The sequence below is a fragment of the Microbacterium ureisolvens genome (assembly GCF_019511645.1).
Lineage (GTDB): Bacteria > Actinomycetota > Actinomycetes > Actinomycetales > Microbacteriaceae > Microbacterium > Microbacterium ureisolvens_A.
In genome coordinates, this window is sequence record NZ_JAEUAX010000005.1 from 105,724 (window position 1) to 121,837 (window position 16,114).

The 16,114-nt window shown below is 71.3% G+C and carries 14 protein-coding genes; 6 read left to right on the forward strand and 8 right to left on the reverse strand.

Features of this window, described 5'->3' with window-relative positions; genetic code table 11:
* The first annotated feature begins 6 nt into the window (after positions 1–6).
* The 3 genes from JNB61_RS10695 (at position 7) to JNB61_RS10705 (ending at position 3,102) form a co-directional block, all read left to right on the forward strand.
* On the forward strand, positions 7–1,119 hold the full coding sequence (locus tag JNB61_RS10695; RefSeq protein WP_220339604.1) for an alpha/beta fold hydrolase: 1,113 nt from the start codon (positions 7–9) through the stop codon (positions 1,117–1,119).
* A 65-nt stretch (positions 1,120–1,184) separates the two neighbouring features.
* Positions 1,185–2,150 (forward strand): cation diffusion facilitator family transporter, encoded by a 966-nt coding sequence (locus tag JNB61_RS10700; RefSeq protein ID WP_220339605.1) that lies wholly within the window; start codon positions 1,185–1,187, stop codon positions 2,148–2,150.
* A 25-nt stretch (positions 2,151–2,175) separates the two neighbouring features.
* The gene (locus JNB61_RS10705; RefSeq protein WP_220339606.1) at positions 2,176–3,102 is read left to right on the forward strand and encodes an LLM class F420-dependent oxidoreductase; all 927 of its coding nucleotides are present in this window, start codon (positions 2,176–2,178) and stop codon (positions 3,100–3,102) included.
* An 18-nt stretch (positions 3,103–3,120) separates the two neighbouring features.
* Here JNB61_RS10705 and JNB61_RS10710 read toward each other — a convergent pair whose 3' ends face one another.
* The 3 genes from JNB61_RS10710 to JNB61_RS10720 all read right to left on the reverse strand — a co-directional run bounded on the left by JNB61_RS10710 (position 3,121) and on the right by JNB61_RS10720 (position 4,811).
* Entirely contained in the window at positions 3,121–3,327 is a 207-nt protein-coding gene (locus JNB61_RS10710) for a hypothetical protein (protein ID WP_220339607.1), read from the reverse strand.
* 98 nt (positions 3,328–3,425) lie between these two features.
* On the reverse strand, positions 3,426–4,151 hold the full coding sequence (locus tag JNB61_RS10715; protein ID WP_220339608.1) for a DUF2306 domain-containing protein: 726 nt from the start codon (positions 4,149–4,151) through the stop codon (positions 3,426–3,428).
* A 228-nt stretch (positions 4,152–4,379) separates the two neighbouring features.
* Positions 4,380–4,811 (reverse strand): nucleoside deaminase, encoded by a 432-nt coding sequence (locus JNB61_RS10720; protein WP_220290615.1) that lies wholly within the window; start codon positions 4,809–4,811, stop codon positions 4,380–4,382.
* A 98-nt stretch (positions 4,812–4,909) separates the two neighbouring features.
* On the opposite strand from JNB61_RS10720, the gene upp reads away from it, so the two are divergent.
* Entirely contained in the window at positions 4,910–5,542 is a 633-nt protein-coding gene (gene upp, locus JNB61_RS10725; protein ID WP_159842165.1) for a uracil phosphoribosyltransferase, read from the forward strand.
* Between the two features lie 7 nt (positions 5,543–5,549).
* Here the strand turns inward: upp and JNB61_RS10730 are convergent, their stop codons facing one another.
* The 4 genes from JNB61_RS10730 to JNB61_RS10745 form a co-directional block, all read right to left on the reverse strand.
* Positions 5,550–6,812, reverse strand: coding sequence for a type III PLP-dependent enzyme (locus JNB61_RS10730; RefSeq protein ID WP_220339609.1), 1,263 nt, complete (start codon positions 6,810–6,812; stop codon positions 5,550–5,552).
* Positions 6,809–7,369: a hypothetical protein gene (locus JNB61_RS10735; RefSeq protein ID WP_220339610.1), complete on the reverse strand. Its 561-nt coding sequence runs from the start codon at positions 7,367–7,369 to the stop codon at positions 6,809–6,811. Before JNB61_RS10735 ends, JNB61_RS10730 begins: the two co-directional genes overlap by 4 nt.
* A gap of 219 nt (positions 7,370–7,588) precedes the next feature.
* Positions 7,589–7,909, reverse strand: coding sequence for a DUF3467 domain-containing protein (locus JNB61_RS10740; protein ID WP_159842159.1), 321 nt, complete (start codon positions 7,907–7,909; stop codon positions 7,589–7,591).
* Positions 7,910–8,011: 102 nt separating this feature from the next.
* Positions 8,012–11,632, reverse strand: coding sequence for a TM0106 family RecB-like putative nuclease (locus JNB61_RS10745; RefSeq protein ID WP_220339611.1), 3,621 nt, complete (start codon positions 11,630–11,632; stop codon positions 8,012–8,014).
* A gap of 164 nt (positions 11,633–11,796) precedes the next feature.
* Here JNB61_RS10745 and JNB61_RS10750 point away from each other — a divergent pair, with 164 nt between their 5' ends.
* Entirely contained in the window at positions 11,797–13,875 is a 2,079-nt protein-coding gene (locus JNB61_RS10750; protein ID WP_220339612.1) for an NAD(+) synthase, read from the forward strand.
* 48 nt (positions 13,876–13,923) lie between these two features.
* Here the strand turns inward: JNB61_RS10750 and JNB61_RS10755 are convergent, their stop codons facing one another.
* On the reverse strand, positions 13,924–14,502 hold the full coding sequence (locus JNB61_RS10755; RefSeq protein WP_220290575.1) for a hypothetical protein: 579 nt from the start codon (positions 14,500–14,502) through the stop codon (positions 13,924–13,926).
* A 134-nt stretch (positions 14,503–14,636) separates the two neighbouring features.
* Between JNB61_RS10755 and JNB61_RS10760 the strand changes: the two genes are divergently transcribed.
* On the forward strand, positions 14,637–16,112 hold the full coding sequence (locus tag JNB61_RS10760) for a phytoene desaturase family protein (RefSeq protein ID WP_220339613.1): 1,476 nt from the start codon (positions 14,637–14,639) through the stop codon (positions 16,110–16,112).
* Positions 16,113–16,114 lie beyond the last annotated feature (2 nt).

Below are 16,114 nucleotides of genomic sequence, written 5' to 3' on the forward strand. Positions count from 1 at the left end.
CCTGGAATGACCCTCTTCGACGGCATCGCCGCGCGCATCGTCGAGACGCCCGACCTGTCGGTGAACGTGCTGGAGCGCATCGGGGACGATCCTGCGACTCCTCCGGAGCGAACCGTCGTGTTCATCCACGGGAACGTGTCGTCGTCGCTGTTCTGGCAGGAGATGATGCAGGATCTCCCGCACGATCTGCGCGTCATCGCGATCGACCTCCGCGGGTTCGGCGGCACCGAGCACGCACCGATCGATGCGACCCGGGGTGTCCGCGACTTCAGCGACGACGTGCGAGCGACGCTCGAGGCCCTCGAGATTCCGGCCGCCCACCTCGTCGGATGGTCGATGGGCGGCGGCGTCGTGATGCAGTACGCCCTCGAGCACCCCGTGCTGAGCCTCACCCTGCAGGCTCCGGTCTCGCCGTTCGGATTCGGCGGAACCCGGCGCGACGGCTCGCGCCTCACCGACGATGACGCGGGTTGCGGCGGCGGCGGTGCCAATCCGGACTTCGTGCAGCGCCTCATCGATCACGACACCACGGATGACGCCCCGACCTCACCGCGGAGCGTCTTCCGCTCCGGCTACGTCGCGGCGGGGTTCCAGACCCAACACGAGGACGTGTGGGTCGAGTCGATGCTGACGACCTCGACGGCCACGGGCAACTATCCCGGCGACGCGGTGAAGAGCGAGAACTGGCCCGGCTTCGCCGCCGGCGACATCGGCGTGCTCAACACGATGGCGCCCCGGCACTTCGACGTGTCGGGCATCGTCGACATCGCCGACAAGCCGCCGATTCTCTGGATCCACGGCGCCGTGGACGCGATCGTGTCGGACGCCTCGTTCTACGACATCAACCACCTCGGCAGACTCGGCATCATCCCGGGCTGGCCGGGCGACGACGTCGCGCCGCCCCAGGAGATGGTGTCGCAGACGCGAGACGTGCTCGCCCGCTACGCCGACGCCGGCGGGGAGGTCACGGAGATCGAGCTCGAAGACACCGGCCACTCGCCGCACCTGGAGCGTCCGGCCGAATTCCGCCACGCTCTGCTCGAGGTGATCGGGTACGTCGGGCACCCGCACGACCCGGCTCCGCCGACCGAGGCGATCATCCTCCGCTCGTCCGACTGAGACAGGGCGGCCGCCGCCGCGCAAGGGGTGCGGAGGGCGGGTCGCAGCATCCGTAGACTCATCGCATGAGTGCTTCCGGCGGCGGCAGGGCGATCCTCGCGGCGTTCCTCGCGAACATGGGCATCGCCCTGGCGAAGTTCATCGCGTGGTTCCTGTCGGGCTCGGCGTCGATGCTCGCCGAGGCGATCCACTCGGTCGCCGACTCGGGCAATCAGCTGCTGCTGATGCTCGGCGGACGCCAGGCGAAGAAGAAGGCCGACCGCGAGCACCCCTTCGGGTACGGCCGCGAACGCTACGTGTATGCGTTCGTGGTGTCGATCATCCTGTTCTCGGTCGGCGGGCTCTTCTCGATCTACGAGGGCGTCGAGAAGCTCACGCACCCGCACGAGCTCGAGAACGCCTGGATCCCGATCGCGGTGCTCGTCGTCGCGATCGTGCTCGAGTCGTTCTCGCTGCGCACCGCCATCAGAGAGAGCAACCACGTTCGCGCCAGGGGCCAGTCCTGGGTCTCCTTCGTGCGACACGCGAAGGCCCCCGAGCTGCCCGTCGTGCTGCTCGAAGACATCGCCGCGCTCACCGGTCTGGTGTTCGCGCTCTTCGGCGTCGGCATGACCGTGATCACGCACAACCCGGTGTTCGACGCGATCGGCACCCTCATGATCGGGACGCTGCTGATCCTCGTGGCGATCACGCTCGGCGTCGAGACGAAGAGCCTCCTCGTGGGCGAGGGCGCGACGGATGCCGACCACGACCGCATCGTCGACGCCATCGTCGACGGCCCCGAGGTCGAGAAGATCATCCACATCAAGACGCTCTATCTCGGCCCCGACGAGCTGCTCGTCGCGGCGAAGCTCGGTTTGGCGTCGGACGCCCCGCTGGTGCACGTCGCTGCCGACATCGACCGTGTCGAGGCACGTGTACGCGCCGCCGTGCCCGCTGCGCGCGTCATCTACTTCGAGCCCGACGTCTACCGGCCCGGCGACGACACCACTCCGCCCACGTCGGAGTTCGTCATCAAGTCGGCGGACTGACGGTTCGACGGGCTCACCGACTGACATGGAATACTGCATCTTCACCGAGCCCCAGCAGGGCGCGAGCTACGACGACCAGCTCGCCTTCGCCCAGGCGGCCGAGCGGCTCGGCTTCGATGGCTTCTTCCGTTCCGACCACTACCTGCACATGGGCGACGGAGACGGGCTCCCCGGCCCCACCGACGCGTGGACGACGCTGGCGGGACTCGCCCGCGAGACCTCCCGCATCCGTCTCGGCACGCTCGTGTCGTCGGTGACCTACCGCCTACCCGGGCTGCTGGCGATCCAGGTCGCCCAGGTCGACGCGATGTCGGGCGGCCGCGCCGAGCTCGGCCTCGGCACGGGGTGGTTCGGCCGTGAGCACGAGGCCTACGGCATCCCGTTCCCGGCCAAACGGTTCGGCCTCCTCGAAGAGCAGCTCGCGATCGTGACGGGCCTGTGGTCGACCCCGGTCGGTGAGACCTACAGCTTCGCCGGCGAGCACTACCGCCTGACGGATGCCCCGGCGTTGCCGAAGCCGGTGCAGTCCCGGGTTCCCGTCATCGTGGGCGGCGGCGGACCGAAGCGCACACCCGAGCTCGCCGCCCGGTTCGCGACGGAGTTCAACATCGGGTTCCGGTCCGAGGCGGAGTCCGCGGAGAGGTTCGCGGGTGTGCTCGCCGCCTGCGAGCGCGTCGGCCGTGACCCCGGCTCGCTCAAGCTCTCCGTGGCGCTGCCCACGCTGGCGGGGGCATCCGCATCCGAACTCGAGCGCCGCGCCGAGAACCTCGGCCGGACCGTCGACGAGCTGCGCGGCGACGTGAACATCGTGGGCTCCCGCGACGAGATCGTCGCGAAGGTGGAGCGGCTGGTCGCGATCGGCGCGCAGCGCGTCTACTTCCAGCTCATGGACCTGCAGGACGTCTCGCACGTCGAGTACCTCGGCGAGGTGCTTGCCCACCTGCCCCGCTGACGTCGCGGGGCACCTCGCTCACGCTCCGCTGGTCGGCGGGTTGTCGAGGCCGTGCCGCCCGGGTCGGTCCGGCTCGGCGGCGGTGACCGGGCTGATGGAAGAGGACTCCGTGGGGCCCTCGGTTCCGGGGTAGTGCGGCTCTTCGATCTCGATCGCCTTGTCCCTCTCCTCCAGCGGCGGCAGGTGGTCGAGCGGCTGCTTGATGTCGTCCGGGTGGTGGCTCATGCACCGAGACTCGGTCGACGGCACGGGAATGCAGAGGGGGTTGCCAACCGGAGGCTGTCGTGATCCGCCGCCGAGTCCGGCGCATCTTTCCGCAGGGCTCAGACGGGCAGGCGGTACGACGGCAGGCCGCGGCGGCGGATGAGCCACTCGGCGAACACCAGGTTCGGAAGCCAGCACAGGAACGGCACCGCGGCGTAGGCGTTCGCGAAGGCGGAGTCGAAATCCCACGGCTGCCCGAGCACGAGCGGCGCCATGAGCAGCACGGGCAGCCAGATGCGCAGCATGACGCCGGAGTACGTCAGCGCGTAGTTGCGGATCATCCACGCCTGGTGACCGGGCACGTCGCGGCGACGGATCGCGCGGTACGCGCGCCAGCCCGTGATGAGCCACAGGACGGCGAGTGCGCCGAATCCGAAGAATCCGACGTAGCCGGCCGGGCTCGATGGCGCGATGACGAGGCCGCCGACGGCGCCGATGGCGACCCCGATCAGGTACACGCGGCCCATCCAGCGGTGCACGCGCGGCGCGCGGGTGCGCAGACCGCGCCAGAACTGCAGCGGACCGGTGACCAGCGCCACCGCCCCTCCGACGATGTGGACGTACAGCGCCCCCTGCACGAACAGGGGCGTCGCGGCGTAGGTCGGTGCGAGGCCCACGTCCTGCCCGGCGAGGTCGGCCAGTGACGCCGTGAAGTACGGCACCGCCGAGTACGCGACGATTCCGAGCGCCGTCAGCAGGACGAACGTCCAGCCGATGCGGGAGCGGACCCCGCCCGGCCGTGCCACGACGGGAGCGGTCCAGACGGGTTCGATGAGGCGGGTCATGGCCGTCACGCTAGGCCCACGCTCGGGGCGCCCAGCAGGGTGCTGTCCCCCCGAAGAGGATGGGCTGCCCCCCGGATCAGCGGACGACGCGGCCTTGCGCAGGACTCGCGCGGCGTCGCGAAGCCTCTGAGAAGCGTTGCCTTCTCGCCCTGGGGTGTGTTGCGTCTGATGACTGCAAGATTCGAACCTCGTCAACACCCTGCCGGGACAGCCGGCGCGCGATGATCATCACCGGCGGGCGTCGAAGAACGAGCGCAGGAGAGCGGATGCTTCGTCCTCGCGCACGCCCGCGATCACCTCGGCTCGATAGGGCAGGCGCCGATCGCGCACGACGTCGTACACCGACCCCGCGGCGCCGGCCTTCTCGTCCCATGCCCCGAAGACGAGCCGCGAGACGCGCGCCTGAAGCACGGCGCCCGCGCACATCACGCACGGCTCGAGAGTCACGACGAGCGTGCAGCCCTCAAGGTTCCAGCCGCCGCGCACCGCTGCCGCCGCGCGCAGGGCGACCACCTCGGCGTGGGCGGTCGGATCGTGCTCGAGCTCGCGGAGGTTGCGGCCCTCGCCGATCACCGTGCCCGCAGCATCCGTCACCACTGCTCCGACCGGGACGTCCCCGGCGGCGCCCGCCGCGACCGCGAGCTCGAGCGCGCGATCCATGGCGGCGAGGTCGGCAGGGGCGGGAAGCACAGCACGAGCGTAGTCGCCCGGGCCGAAGTCGCCCGGGGTTCCGGCGAGCCACGCACTAACCTGTCTCTATGCGCCTGCACGTCGCCGATCACCCCCTCATCACCCACAAGCTCACGGTGCTGCGCGACCAGCGCACCCCGTCGCCGGTGTTCCGTCAGCTCACCGAGGAGCTCGTGACGCTGCTCGCGTACGAAGCGACCCGCAGCGTCCGCGTAGCGCCCATCGAGATCCAGACGCCCGTGACGACGACGACCGGCGTCCGCATCGACGACCCGCGCCCCCTCGTCGTGCCGATCCTCCGCGCCGGTCTCGGCATGCTCGAGGGCATGGTCAAGCTCATCCCGACCGCCGAGGTCGGCTTCCTCGGCATGGTCCGCGACCACGAGACGCTCGAGCCGTCGACGTACGCCGAGCGCCTGCCCGACGACCTCAGCGACCGCCAGTGCTTCGTGCTCGACCCGATGCTCGCCACCGGGGGGTCGCTGGGCGCGGCGATCGAGTTCCTCTTCAGCCGCGGCGCGCAGGACGTCACCGCGATCTGCATCCTCGGCGCCCCTGAGGGCGTCGCCGCGATCGAGAAGCAGGTCGCCGGCCGCGACGTGACGCTCGTGCTGGGCGCGCTCGACGAGCGTCTCAACGAGCACGGCTACATCGTGCCAGGGCTCGGCGACGCGGGCGACCGGCTGTACGGCACGGTCTGACCCGCGATCACACGATCGCCACGCGGCGCGCGTCCGACGCCACGGCGATCTCGCCCGTCGTCGCACCTCGCCCGACCACGACGACCGGCGTGAACGGGCGTCCGTTGAACCGCGTCGCGGTGACGGTCGTGTAGGCGCCCATCGTCGGGCTCACGAGCAGGTCCCCGACCTGCAGCTCGGGCAGCAGCACCTCGCGCGCGATCACATCCGACGAATCGCAGGTCGGGCCGCCGAGGGTCGCCCAGCGGTGGTTCGCAGCATCCCGGCCCCTCAGGTCGCGCTCGGAGAACACGAGCGGATGCACGTCCTCGGTGAGGACGTTCGAGTACGAGCCGTAGAGACCGTCGTCGAGGTAGTACCAGCGGCCGTCGCCGCGCTCCGCGACGCCCACGACGCTCGTGACCAGCGTCATCGCGTCGGCGACCATCACACGGCCCGGCTCGGCGATGATGTCGAGCCGCCGCGCGTGCGGCTCCAGCACAGGACGGAGCACCGCCGCCACGTCCTCGATCCCCGCCGACTCCGAGTCGTACGACGCAGGGAATCCGCCGCCGATGTCGAGGGTGTCGAACTGCACGTTGAGTCGCCGCTCGAGGATGCCCATGAGCTCAAGGGTGTCGGCGGCCGCGGCGGCGAACCGGGTCGGATCGTCGAGCTGGCTGCCCACGTGGTAGCTGAAGCCCGCGATCGAGATGCCTGCGGCCAGCGCCTGCTCGACGAGATGCGCGGCTTCGAAAGGGCCGACGCCGAACTTGCTGGAAAGGTCGCTCTTCGCGTGCGGGCTGCGGTAGGCGAGCCGCACCAGCAGCCGGGTGTCGCGCGGCGCGCCGCGGAACTTCTCGATCTCGACGTCGTTGTCGACGACGAACGTGCGCACGCCGGCGGCCAGCGCCTCCGCGATCTCCGCGGGCTTCTTGATCGGGTGCGTGTGGATGATGCGGGAGGCGGGGACGCCCCGGCGCGTGAGCATCGCGAGCTCCTCGCCGGTGGCGACGTCGAACCCGGAGCCCGCCTCGTCGAGCACGTCGAGCACAGCGTCGTGGGCGAGCGCCTTGATCGCATAGTGGAACCCGACGAACGGCAGGGCACGGCGCAGGTGCCGGTACTGGCGGCTCACACGCTCCGGGTCGAGCAGCAGCAGGGGTGTGCCGTGCAGCGCGATCGTCGCGCGTGCCGGCACGGACGACAGCAGAGCGGATGCCTCGGCCCGTCGCCGGCGCACGAGCGCCAGGGGCGTGCGGGGCTCGCGCCGGAGCGCTGCGAGATTCACGTCACCACCGCCTGCAGGCTGGTCGGGCGTCGTCCGTCACGCAGTCCGGTCTTCGCCGTGAGGGTGAACGCGCCGGCTGCGACGGCGTAGAACACGATGTCGGCGGCGACCTTGCCTGCGAGCATTCCCCAGAGCGGATCGGGGAGCAGCCAGACACCGAGGACGAGTGCGGCGGGGCGCACCAGGAAGGTGTCGAGCAGCTCGGCTGCGCCGAACTCCGCCACCAGCAGCACGGCGGTGCGCCCGACGGCGCGTCGCCACGTCGTCGACACCGGCGCCTGCTCGATGTAGATCGTCACGGCGAGCACGGCGTAGAAGCCGATGATCTCGCCGAAGAGGGCGGCGATGGCGATGAGCGCTGCGGCGTCGGTCCACAGTGTGGCGAGAAGGCCTCCCACCACCATCGCGGCCGTCCCGGCGATCTCTGCGGGCAGGTAACGGACCACCCAGAAGGCGATTCCGCGGCGCCGGGGCGCAGCATCCGTCCCCATCTGGGCTTTGTCAGCCGGCGGCGACGTGGTCGCGATGGTCGCGAGCGGCTGGTCGATCGTGCTCATGGCGTCCTCCTCCGTGTGTCAGAGGAGGAAGCACCGACGGTGATACCGCGAACGCGACGGCGCGGCATCCGCCCCTCGCCGAACGGATACCGCGCCTCTGCGCCTTTGACCGGCGCGTTGCAAGGGTACGTGGGGAGATTTTTTCGCCCAAAGGGGTTGACTTTGCCCACTGCTGCCGTCTACCGGCGCGCGAGTGAGAGGTCGGGCCCGAGGACCGAGTCAGTCGCCGAGCGGAGGCTCCTGCGGGTTGCGACGGCCGGTCTCTCGCTCCCAGAACTCCAGCTGCTGGGTCAGTGCCTTGGCGAGCTCGAACACCTGGTCCGGTGGGATGCGGATACGGCTCACGACCCGTGCCGGCACGACCGTGTGGCGCTGACCGGTCTCGGCATCGACCTGCTCGCGCGGCGGCTGCGCAAGGGTGAGGAAGTCCATCACGAACACGGTCGGCGTGTGCCACACGTTGGCGAAGTCGGCGTAACTGCCGCCGATGAGCTCGGGCGGGAGGTCGATCTCGAACTGCTGCGATGCGTCGTCGGCCATGCGTGCTCCTGTTCGCGCGGGTGTCTCGTCCCTGACCGGTGCGAGACGCTCGGGGCTGTCGTGTGCGACGTGTTCGACTCTGAGCGCGAGTCTACGCGGGCCTCAGCCCCGGCCGACGAGCCGCGCGAAACCGCTCAGGCGGGCCACCCCTTCCGGGGTGTAGGGCAGGTCGTCGAGGAGGCCGGGCGAGTACACGAGGAACGCCGTGTGCATCGCGCGCGAGACGGCGACGTTGAGGCGGTTGCGCAGGAGCAGGAACTCCAGCCCCCGCGGTGCGTCGCGTCCGCTCGATGCCGCCAGCGACACGATGGCGACAGCAGCTTCCTTGCCCTGGAACTTGTCGACGGTGCCGACGGGCACATCGGGGAATCCCGCTGCGGCGAGCGCCGCCTCGACAGCGACCTGCTGCGCGTTGTACGGCGTGACGACGATGACATCCTGCTGCGCCAGCGGCCGGGGCGGCACCGCGACCGAGGAGCCGTCGGCGTCGTCCGTGGCGGCGTCCGTCCACTCGCGCCCGATGAGGTCGGTCACGAGGCGTGCGACCTCCGCGGCCTCTTCGAGGGACTGCGTGGCGTTGCCGTGGTGTCGCAGCGCGATCGGCACGAGGCCCGCGGGCACGCCGTCGATGCGGCGCAGTGCCGTGGAGGGGTGTGCTTCGAGCTCGCCGCGATACGACAGCGTCGACACCGCAGCCGCGACCTCCGGGCGCATGCGCCGCGTCTCGGCGAGGAAGAACCCGTACTCGTGCGGGATGACGTCTGCGCCGTCCATCACCCACCCGAGCGCCGACGTGTCGACCGGCGCGGGGTGCGTGCCCTGGCTCACCTGCGGCAGCTGCTGCGGGTCGCCGAGCAGCAGCAGCCGCGGCGCGGCGAGCGACACCGCGATCGTCGAAGCGAGCGAGAACTGGCCGGCCTCGTCGACGACGAGCAGGTCGAGGCTGCCACGCGGGACGCGGCCCTCATGACTGAAGTCCCACGCGGTGCCGCCGATGACGAACCCGGATGCCTCGTGCTCGGCGGTGAACGCCGCAACGCCGTTCTTCGGCAGCACCGTGAAGGAGTGGTCGGCCGCGGCGTCCTTGGGAGCCTTGCCCACCTGGACCGCGGGCACCCCCGCCGCGATCACGCGATCGAGGAGGTGCTCGATGGTTGCGTGCCCCTGTGCGACGACGCCGACCTTGTAGCCGTGGTCGCGCACCAGCCGCGCGATCACGTGGGATCCGACGTAGGTCTTGCCGGTGCCGGGTGGGCCCTGTACGGCCAGGTAGCTGCGGTCGAGGTCGCGCACGGCCCGCGCGATCGCCTCGACGGGGTCGTGTTCCGGCGCGGGCAGCGAGCCCGACAGGGTGCGCGGCGGGCGGCGGCACAGGATGTCGGTGGCCGGGTCGGCCGGAAGCTCCGGCGCGGCCGCGATGACGGTGTCCGCCCAGGCGTCGATGGCCTTCTGCTGGTTGCCTGCAGCGGGCGGCGCCTGCGGCGTGAGCGCCACGGGGAGCTCGCTCCACGTGACGCCGTCCACCGCGGTCTCTTCGATCACGGCGCCGTCGTCGAGCACCTCGACGACGGTGACCGAGCGGTAGGCGTGGATCCAGCGCGGCGACGCCTCGAACGGGAACGGCGCCGGCAGCTCGTACAGCGCGAACGGGTTCGTGCCCTCACTGATGCGTGTGCCCGGGGCGAGGTCGCCGCGCAGCTCGACGATGCGCCGCTCACCGCCCTTGCCGCTCTCGGGGAAGTGCCAGTCCTCGCGCACCCGGCTGCGCGCGGGGTCGATCGCGACGACGTCGCGCGTCTCTTCCCACAACGAGACAGGCTCGCGCAGGCGGAGGAAATGCGTGGCCCAGAACGACTTGGCCTCGCGCGGGTAATAGTCGATGGCGGCCGCGCCCAGGCGCAGGGAGCGCGCCTCGACGGAGTCCTCGGGGTGGTCGAGCGCGAGCGCGTCGAGCACCGTGGCGCGCACGGACGGCTCGTACGCCCGCTCGTCCGGCTCGGGGTTCGGCGAGGGCACGAGCGCGGCCTCGCGCGCCCGGTCGACGAGCCAGTCGCGCAGGCGCCGGGTGGAGACGCAGTCGTAGCGGTTGTAGTCGGCGAGGTCGTCGAGCACGAGGGTGGCCTCTGCCAGGGCCCCGTCGGCCTGCAGCGCGCGCGCCTCGACGTAGCGGATGATCGAGTCATCGCCTTTCTGCACGTCGCTGGTGCGCACCTCGTCGCCCATGTAGAGCGGCTCGAGCTTCTTGATCGAGTACGACCGGGATCCGACCCGCAGGGCGCGCCGCACGATCGGGTAGAGGTCTACGAAGACGCCGTCCCGCAGCAGCCGGTCGACGTCGGCCTCCCGCGCGCCGTGGCGGGCTGCCATCGCGAGCAGGTGCGTCGGCTCGTAGGGCGCGTAGTGGTAGATGTGCATGCCGGGGAACTGCTGGCGGCGCAGGTTCACGATGTCGAGGAACGCCTCGAGCGCGCGCTTCTCGTCGGCGAACGAGTGCGCCCACAGCGCGGTGTACTGCTCACGGGTGTCGACCCACCCGAACAGGTAGTCGATGCCCCATTGCGTGGGCTCCCCCGGCGCCGCGGGCTCGGTGTGCAGCGGGTCGCCCTCGAAGTCGAAGAACAGGTCTCCGTGGTCGGGCCGGGGAAGGGCGCCGAGCGCCTTCGGAGCCACCACCTCGAACACGGGGATCGGCGGCGCCGGGACCTCCTCGATCACCGCGGCCACCGTCGTCTGGGCGACCGACGCGCCGTCCATGGCGATCACGCTCTCGGCCACCACGACCTCGTGCGCAACGGGCTTCGGCGCGACGAGCGGCGGGGTTCCTGCCGGGCTCTCGAGCTGCAGACGCGCCTGCGTGCGCAGCGATGCGAACACGTCGGGGTTCATGCCGGCCGGCCCGCTCCGCGCCGCGGCCAGCTGCTCGATCGTCTGGATGCCGACAGCGCGCAGCCGCTCGCGCTGCACCGGGCGCATGCCGGCCACGAGGAGCAGGTCACGGGATGCCACGACCTCGGCGTCGCACGTCGCGCAGCGCCCGCACGCGACGACGCCGAGCTCGCCGCGCGGATCTCCCCACGCGATCGGCTCGCCCGCCGCGCCGAGGTCGAGCCGGCGGTCGGCGATCAGGCGCGTCAGCCGCTCCCGGCGCAATCCGAAGACGGGGAGCAGGTCATCCACCTCATGCTCGCTGACGCTGCCGTCGCCGAGCAGCAGTTGCACGCGGTCGGAGCGCGTCACCCCGAGGCGGTCGAGCTGGTCGACGTATGCCGCCAGCTGCATGAGCGCCGTCACCCGCGCGTGACGCGCGAGCTTGGTGTCCTGCACGAGCCAGCGCCCGGCCTCGTCCCGCACGAGGAAGTCCGCGAAACCGACGAACGACTCGGTGGAGAAGGCCGCCTGGTAGACGACCTCGGCGTCCGATGCGAGAGCCGCGTTCGTCTGGGCGACCGCATCGGCGAGGGCCGCAGCATCCGACGAGCGCGTCTCGGGGATCTCGATCACCCGGTCGCCGAAGCGCGCGAGGTAATCGGCGAGCACCCGGCGCTCATGCACCGTGCCGAGGCGCCCGGCGCGCTCGAGGGTGAGGTCCTCGGGCTCTTCGACCGCGACCACGCGCCCGAGCCGCGCATCGATCGCCCGCAGCCACGCGAATTCGCACTCCGCCGCAGCCTTGAGATCGCTCGCGCTCCAGACGATCCGGCCTTCGTCCTCGATGTATCGCATACCCCGCCCTTCCTGAACGACGATAGCCGCGGCATCCGACACCTCCGCCTCCCCGCTCGCCCGTCGAGACATGCCACCCGCCCCGTTTCTCGACGGGTGAGCAGCATGGACTCGCCGCGCGGACAGCCTCGAACCCGGGCCGATGCACCTGACAGACTTGACCTATGAGCCTGCCCTTCGACAGCGCGTACCGGCACGGTTTCGCCCGCGTCGCCGCGTGCACGATCCCGGTGGAGATCGCCGACCCCGCCGCGAACGCCGAAGCGGTCCTCGAAGCCGCCCGCGTGTGCGACGCCGACGCCGTCGCCGTGGCGGTCTTCCCCGAACTGTGCCTGACCGGGTACTCGATCGACGACCTCGTCATGCAGGACCCGGTGCTCGACGCCGTCGTCGCCGCGATCGAGGGGCTGGTCGCGGCATCCGTCGATCTCCTCCCGCTGCTCGTCGTCGGTGCGCCGCTGCGCCACCGCAACCGCCTCTACAACTGCGCGGTCGTGATCCACCGCGGCGAGCTGCTGGGTGTCGCGCCCAAGTCGTACCTGCCGACCTATCGCGAGTTCTACGAGCGCCGGTGGTACGCGCCCGGCGACGACCAGTCCGGGCAGGACATCCGCGTCGGCGAGCTCGAGGCGCCGTTCGGGCCCGACCTGCTGTTCGAAGCCCTCGACATCCCCGGGCTCGTCGTGCACGCCGAGGTCTGCGAGGACGTCTGGGTGCCGATCCCGCCGTCCTCGCGTGCGGCGCTCGCGGGCGCCACTGTGCTGCTGAACCTGAGCGGCAGCCCGATCACCATCGCGCGCGCGGAGGACCGCAAAGACCTGGTGCAGTCCCAGTCGCTGCGCTGCCTCGCGGCCTACGCATATGCCGCCGCGGGCGGCGGCGAATCCACGAACGACGTCTCGTGGGACGGCCAGACCATGATCTACGAGGGCGGCAACCTGCTCGTCGAGACCGAGCGCTTCCCCGACGGACCGCGCCGCTCGATCGCCGACGTCGATCTCGACCGCCTGCGCCAGGACCGCCTGCGCCAGGGCACCTTCGACGACAACCGCCGCGCGGCGGGGGCGGACCCAGCGCTGCGCACCGTGCACTTCCGGCTCGACCCGCCCCGCACCGACGTGGGCCTCCGGCGCGCGCTCGACCGGTTCCCGTTCGTCCCCGACGACCCCGCCCGTCTTGCGCAGGACTGCTACGAGGCGTTCAACATCCAGGTGTCGGGGCTCGTGCAGCGCATGCGGTCGATCGGCGGCCCGAAGCCCGTGATCGGCGTGTCGGGCGGGCTCGACTCGACCCATGCCCTGCTCGTGGTCGCCCGCGCCATGGACCTCATGGGCCGCCCGCGCAGCGACATCCTCGCCTACACGATGCCGGGGTTCGCGACGAGCGAGCACACCAAGTCGAACGCGATAGCCCTCGCCGAGGCGGTCGGCGCCTCGATCGAGACGATCGACATCCGGCCGCTCGCGACCGAGATGCTGGAGCGCCTCGACCACCCGTTCGCCGACGGCGAGCCCGTGCACGACATCACGTTCGAGAACGTGCAGGCGGGGCTGCGCACCGACTACCTCTTCCGGCTCGCGAACCACCACGGCGGCATGGTGATCGGCACCTCCGACCTGTCGGAGCTCGCCCTCGGGTGGGCGACCTACGGCGTCGGCGACCACATGAGCCACTACGCCGTCAACGCCGGTGTTCCGAAGACCCTGATCCAGCATGTGATCCGCTGGGTGATCTCGCACCGCGGCGACGAGGGCGGCTCCACCGATCTCACCGACGAGGCCCGCGCCGTGCTGCAGTCGGTGCTCGACACCGAGATCTCGCCCGAGCTCGTCCCCGCCGGCCAGGACGGCAAGATGCAGTCCACCGAGGACCGCATCGGTCCTTACGCCCTGCACGACTTCGCGCTGTATCACGTGCTGCGCTTCGGGTTCCGCCCCTCGAAGATCGCTTACCTGGCCGCGCACGCGTGGGGCGACGCGGCCGCCGGCGCGTGGCCTCCCGGCTTCCCCGACGAGGACCGCTACGTCTACGACCTGCCCGCGATCGCGAAATGGCTGCAGGTGTTCCTGAAGCGCTACTTCGCGTTCGCCCAGTTCAAGCGCTCCGCGATCCCCAACGGCCCGAAGGTGTCACCGGCGGGGTCGCTGTCGCCGCGCGGCGACTGGCGAGCCCCGTCCGACGGCAACGCCCGCGTGTGGCTGGCGGAGCTGAAGTCCGCCCTCCCCGATCTCGTTAAGGACTGAGGATCGCGGATGCTGCGGCCCGCAGCATCCGTCCCCTCCGGTGAGGGGTCAGGCGGGCGCCTGCGTGTACGCCAGCGTGATGATCCAGCTGTCGCGTGAGAGGTCGGCCAGCTGGTAGAAGACCTTGCGGTCGGGGATCCAGCCCTTCGTGAGCGGGCTGTCGAGCCGCACGTGATCCGCGGCGACGCGGGCGCCGCGGCCGTCGGCGTCGCGCACGGCCTGCACGCGGGTCCAGTGGGCGAGGAGCTTGCCGAGGTCGTTCTCGTCCAACAGGTGCGAGTGCCGCCTCATGAGGTGCAGCTCGGCGTCGTCGGGGTGCGCGTCGCGCAGGTCGAGACCGAGCGACACGTCGGGGTCGCTGACGGCGACGACCGTGGCGGCGCGGAAGTTCGTGTTGCGGATCTTCAGCGGCAGCTCGGAACCGGCGACCTCGGCGATCAGCTGCGTGTGGAACCCGAAGGTGCGGGGCGCCTCGCGCTCGACGCGCACCTCCTTGGGGTCGACGCCGAGCTTCGTCGCGACGATCTCCTTCGCGAGGACGCGCTTGCGATCGTGGTCCGAGAGCTTGGGATCCCAGCCGAGCCGAGCCGTGATCCCCGCCGGAGTGTCGAGAAGCACCGATTGCATGATCCACCTCATTCTCCGCGGCCCGTCCGCAGTTCCATCCTGTCCCCGCCCGCCGCGCTGGGAAAGATCGCCACGCCAGGGTCCCCGGCCGTCAACCCCCTGCCGTCGCCGCAGCCCGATGGAAGGATGGGGCCATGGCCAGGCGCGCGACGGTGATCGGCAGCGGTCCCAACGGGCTGTCCGCGGCGGTCGCGCTCGCGCGCGCCGGGTACGAGGTCCGGGTGCTCGAAGCGGCCTCGACCGTCGGCGGCGGCGTGCGCACCTCACCGCTCACGCTCCCCGGCTTCCGCCACGACGTGTGCTCAGCCGTGCACCCTGCGGCGCTGTCGTCGCCGTTCTTCCGCGCGTTCGGCATCGGCGATCGCGTCGGCTGGATCCACCCTCTCGCCTCGTACGCGCAGCCGCTCGACGAGGGCCGGGCGGCCATCGCGTGGCGCGACATCGAACGCACGGCCGATGCCCTCGGCCCCGACGCCCGCGCGTGGCGAGCGGTGCTGCGCCCGCTCAGCCGCCACCTCGGCGGCCTGGTCGACTTCACCGGTTCGCAGCTGCTGCGGTGGCCGCGGCATCCGGTCACCACCGTCCGGTTCGGGCTCCGCGCCCTGCAGCTCGGCACGCGGCTCGGGCGCGGGACGTTCCGCACCGAGGAGGCGAACGCGCTCCTGGCAGGCGTGCTCGCCCACGCGAACACCCCGATGCCGTCACTCGGCGGGGCCGCGTCGGGGCTCTTCCTCGCGGCCCACGCGCACTCCGCCGACGGCTGGGCGTTCCCGCGCGGCGGATCGCAGTCGATCGCCGACGCCCTCGCCGGCGACCTGACGGCGCACGGCGGCACGGTCGAGACGGGCAGACGGGTGGAGACGCTCGACGGGCTGGATTGGGGCGATCCGGATGCCGGTGACCTGCTGCTGCTCGACACCACACCGCGCCTGCTCCTCACGCATCCCGAACTCCCGGCGCGGTACGCGCAGGCCGTGCGGCGGTACCGGTATGGTCCGGCCGCCGCAAAGGTCGACTTCGCCCTCGACGGTCCCGTGCCCTGGGCCCATCCCGACGTCGCCCTCGCCCCCACGGTGCACCTCGGCGGCACCCGGGAGGAGATCGAGGCGAGCGAGAACGCGGTCGCGCGGGGCGGCCTCAGCGACCGCCCCTACGTGCTCGCGGTGCAGCCGAGCGTGCTCGACGGCACGCGCGCGCCCGCGGGCAAGCAGGTGCTGTGGGCGTACATCCACGTTCCGGCCGGCTCCACCTTCGACCCGACCGAAGTCGTCGTCCGACAGGTCGAGCGCTTCGCCCCCGGCTTCCGGCATCGCATCCTCGCCAGCCACGCGATGACCGCCGCCCAGCGCGAGGCCTACAACCCCGCCGACATCGGCGGCGACATCCTCGGTGGCGCGTTCACGTTCGCGCAGGCCTTCCGTCGCCCCGTCGTCTCGACGACGCCGTGGCGCACGCCGCTGCGGGGCGTGTACCTGGCATCGGCGTCGACCCCGCCCGGTCCCGGCGTCACCGGGATGCCCGGCTGGTACGCCGCACGCCAGGCGCTTCACGACAGCGCGCGTCGCGGCCACGGCGATCGCCTCGAGCTCGGGGACCTCTTCGGAGCGTGACA